The sequence below is a fragment of the Pseudomonas sp. SDO55104_S430 genome (genome assembly GCF_054070595.1).
Map to the genome: position 1 here is coordinate 1 of NZ_JBSVXG010000369.1, position 3,734 is coordinate 3,734.

Annotated in this window: 4 protein-coding genes; all 4 read right to left on the reverse strand. The window is 62.9% G+C overall.

Going from position 1 to position 3,734, the window contains the following annotated elements; translation table 11 throughout:
• Positions 1-77: 77 nt before the first annotated feature.
• Entirely contained in the window at positions 78-632 is a 555-nt protein-coding gene (locus tag ACW9JE_RS29505; RefSeq protein ID WP_224541672.1) for a tetratricopeptide repeat protein, read from the reverse strand.
• 226 nt (positions 633-858) lie between these two features.
• Complete coding sequence (gene hemL / locus ACW9JE_RS29510; protein WP_457434769.1) at positions 859-2,142, reverse strand: glutamate-1-semialdehyde 2,1-aminomutase; 1,284 nt, start codon at positions 2,140-2,142, stop codon at positions 859-861.
• A 33-nt stretch (positions 2,143-2,175) separates the two neighbouring features.
• Positions 2,176-2,799, reverse strand: coding sequence for a thiamine phosphate synthase (gene thiE / locus ACW9JE_RS29515; RefSeq protein WP_457434770.1), 624 nt, complete (start codon positions 2,797-2,799; stop codon positions 2,176-2,178).
• Positions 2,800-2,817: 18 nt separating this feature from the next.
• Positions 2,818-3,615: a hydroxymethylpyrimidine/phosphomethylpyrimidine kinase gene (locus tag ACW9JE_RS29520; protein WP_224541665.1), complete on the reverse strand. Its 798-nt coding sequence runs from the start codon at positions 3,613-3,615 to the stop codon at positions 2,818-2,820.
• Positions 3,616-3,734: the final 119 nt, after the last annotated feature.

The following is a 3,734-nucleotide window of genomic DNA, read 5'->3' on the forward strand; positions in this document are numbered from 1 at the left end:
ACATTTGATCTGCGTCGTACACAGAACAAATGTGGGAGCGGGCTTGCTCGCGAAGGGGCCGGTATTAACGATGCAGATCAGGGCAATGGCGCAAAAGGCGTACGCCCATCGGCACTCTGCAGTTCCATCAGGTATTTGCGGAAGATCTGCCCCAGTACCTGAGTCGCGACTTCCAGCTCTTCGCGGGGCATTTTCTCGGTGACTTCGTCGGCGGTATCCAATGCGTCTTCAGCACCGTTGACCGCCGCCATCTTCAGCAGGATGTATGCCTGAACGTTGTTGGCCGTTACGCCTTCGCCGTGGAAGAACATGGTGCCGAGTTTGAATTGCGCCTGGGCGTGGCCTTGCAGCGAGGCCTTTTCGAAATAGCTCAGGGCTTGATTGAGGTCGCGCGGCGCGCCTTTGCCTTCATAGTAGAACTCACCCAGCTCGTATTGCGCCTGCGCATCCCCTTCATCCGACGCTTTCTGGCAGGCGGCGATGGCCTGTGCCAGATCTTGCGGCTGGGTATTGAGGGTGCAGCGACCCATCGCCGGGATCAACAACGAGTTACCGCCTGCTTGTGCGAGCGCGAGCAGGGGCTGAAGGAGCAACAGGCAGCCCATTGAAAGGGCGCGGCCGGTGCGGTTCATGGGAATCGACTTACCTCTGAAGGGCGCGCGGACCCAACCAGGGGATCCAATAAGCGCGCATTATGAAATAAGCAGGGCCAACCTTACAAAGTCTTTACTCGTTTTTCTGCTGCGCGGGAACCATATCGCCCGGTTTACTGGGGATTTTGGGCAGATGAGTAGGAAAAAGCGCGGGGGTGTAGGAGAAAGCTGACGCTGGCATTAGCCAACGTCAGCGGTACAGCGTTTATTTCAAGGCAGCGAAGGCGCGCTCGGCGGCGTCCAGGGTCAGTTTCAGCTCGGCTTCGCCGTGAGCGATCGAAGTGAAACCGGCTTCGAAGGCGCTCGGTGCCAGGTACACACCGCCTTCGAGCATCAGGTGGAAGAAGCGGCCGAACAACGCAGCGTCGCTGGCCATCACGTCATCGAAGGTCACGATGTCGTCGGCACCGCTGAAGTACAGGCCGAACATGCCACCGGCCTGGGTGGTCACGAACGGAATACCGGCGGCGTCGGCACGCTGTTGCAGGCCGTCGAGCAGGCTGGTGGTGTAGTCGGTCAGTTCAGCGTGGAAGCCCGGGCGGCTGATCAGGCGCAGGGTGGTCAGGCCGGCGGCCATCGCCAGCGGGTTACCCGACAGGGTGCCCGCCTGGTAAACCGGGCCGAGCGGCGCGATGCGCGACATGATTTCGCGTTTGCCGCCGAAGCAGCCGACCGGCATGCCGCCACCGATGATCTTGCCGAAAGTGGTCAGGTCAGGGGTAACGCCGTAGTGAGCCTGGGCGCCGCCGAGGGCGACACGGAAGCCGGTCATCACTTCGTCGAAAATCAGCACCACACCGTGCTTGTCGCACAGGCTGCGCAGGCCTTCGAGGAAACCTGGAGCCGGCGGTACGCAGTTCATGTTGCCGGCCACTGGCTCGACGATGATGCACGCCACGTCCTGGCCGACTTCGGCGAGCATGTTTTCAACGGCGTCGATGTCGTTGAACGGCAGGGTCAGGGTGTGTTTGGCGAAGGCCGCCGGTACGCCGGCCGAGCTTGGCACGCCCTGGGTCAGCGCGCCGGAACCGGCTTTCACCAGCAGGCTGTCGGAGTGACCGTGGTAGCAGCCTTCGAACTTGATGATGCTGTCGCGACCGGTGAAACCACGGGCCAGACGGATCGCACTCATGGTCGCTTCGGTGCCGGAGCTGACCATGCGCACCATTTCCATCGACGGCACCAGGGAGCAGACCAGGTCCGCCATCTGGGTTTCCATCTCGGTCGGCGCACCGTAGGAGAGGCCGTGTTCCAGCTGCTTGCGCACTGCGTCCAGCACGTCCGGGTGGCTGTGGCCGAGGATCATCGGGCCCCAGGAGCCGACGTAATCCACATAACGCTTGTTGTCTTCGTCTGTGACGTAGGCGCCTTCGGCGTGCTTGAAGAACAGCGGCGTGCCGCCAACGCTCTTGAACGCGCGAACCGGAGAGTTCACGCCGCCGGGGATGTGCTTCTGGGCATTGGCAAACAGGGTTTCGGAACGAGACATGATCGGATTCTCGGAAGTCAGGAAATGGGCTGATTAAACAGAAAACAGTGCATTGAAGGCGCGGGCCCGGCGGGTGACTTCCGCTGTGCTGTCGGCGCCGAACAAACCGTGGACCACGGCCAGCAGATCCACACCATGGGCCACCAGCGGGGCCGCATTGTCGAGGGTGATGCCGCCAATCGCGCAGATCGGCAGATGCAGCTGCTGGCGCGCCTTGTCGAGCAATTCGAGGCTGCAGGTCGGGGCGCCCGGTTTGGTGTTGGAGTTGAAGAAGCGGCCGAAGGCGACATAGCTGGCGCCTTCCTTCGCCGCCTGTTCGGCGAGTTCGAGTTGCGCGTGGCAGGTCGAACCGATGATCGCCTTCGAACCCAGCAGGGCGCGGGTCGGCGACAGTGGGCCGTCGGTCTGGCCCAGGTGCACGCCGACGTTCAGGCGCGCCGCCAGTTCGGCGTCATCGTTGATGATCAAGTGCGTCTTGTAGCGTTCGCACAAGTCCCGCAGTGCCTCGGCTTCGCGCAGGCGACGGGCTTCGTCGCTGCTTTTGTCGCGGTATTGCAGCAGGGTGACGCCGCCTTCCAGCGCGGCCTCGACATACGACAGGAACTTGCCGGCCAGCAGCTCGCTGTCGGTAATGGCGTACAGGCCACGTAGTTTCATCAGGCAGGCCTCTTGGCGTTACGAACAGAAGTCCAGTGGCAGGCGGCGCGGCACGAACTGGCCTTTGCCCAGCTGCTCGGCATCGCGCAGGGTGCGCCATGTGTAATCCAGTGCAGTCTGTACGGCGCTGGCGAGGTTTTCACCCTGGGCCAGACGACCGGCCAAAGCGCTGGCCAGGGTGCAGCCGGAACCGTGATAACTGCCGGGCAGGCGCTGGCATTTATAGGTTTCGCGCAGGCCGTCGCGGCTGTACAGGCGATTGTGGATTTCGGTTTCGTCGCCGTGGCCGCCGGTGATCAGCAGGTGTTTGACGAACGGCAGGAGTTTTTCAGCGCACTCGTCCGCGGTGCCTTCGGGCAGTTCGGCGAGGATTCGGGCTTCGGGAAGGTTGGGGGTGGCGATGATCGACAGCGGCAGCAGGCGTTCGCGCATGGCGTAGCCGACTTCGTCCTTGCCCAGCCGTCCGCCGCCGCCGGCGCGCAGCACCGGGTCGCAGACCACCGGCAGATGCGGGTTCGCCGAGAGCAGTTCGACAACGGTGTCGACCATTTCCAGGGAACCGAGCATGCCCAGTTTGACCGCGGCGACTTCGGAATCGTTGAGCACGGCATTGGCCTGGGCCAGTACCCACTCACGGTCGAGGACGCGGAAGTCAGTGACGTTGACCGTGTCTTGCACGGTCAGGGCGGTGACGGCCGGAGCCGCATGGCAACCCTGAGCGAGCAGGGCTTCGATATCTGCCTGCAAGCCGGCGCCACCACTTGGGTCGTGGCCGGAGAGACAGAGGACAACGGGGCGAGAGCTGTAGATATTCATGGTGCGCGAGCTTACCACCAGTCGACCAGCGAGTCATGAAGCCCTGTAGCAGCTGGCGAAGCCTGCGTCCGGCTGCGCAGCAGTCGTGAAATAAGGGCGTTCATGTAAACCGCGGGCGC

Bases quoted from the DNA above. Each gene is read 5' to 3' on its own strand.
- hemL (WP_457434769.1), bottom strand. From the start codon at position 2,142: ATGTCTCGTTCCGAAACCCTGTTTGCCAATGCCCAGAAGCACATCCCC.
- thiE (WP_457434770.1), bottom strand. From the start codon at position 2,799: ATGAAACTACGTGGCCTGTACGCCATTACCGACAGCGAGCTGCTGGCC.
- ACW9JE_RS29520 (WP_224541665.1), bottom strand. From the start codon at position 3,615: ATGAATATCTACAGCTCTCGCCCCGTTGTCCTCTGTCTCTCCGGCCAC.
- ACW9JE_RS29505 (WP_224541672.1), bottom strand. From the start codon at position 632: ATGAACCGCACCGGCCGCGCCCTTTCAATGGGCTGCCTGTTGCTCCTT.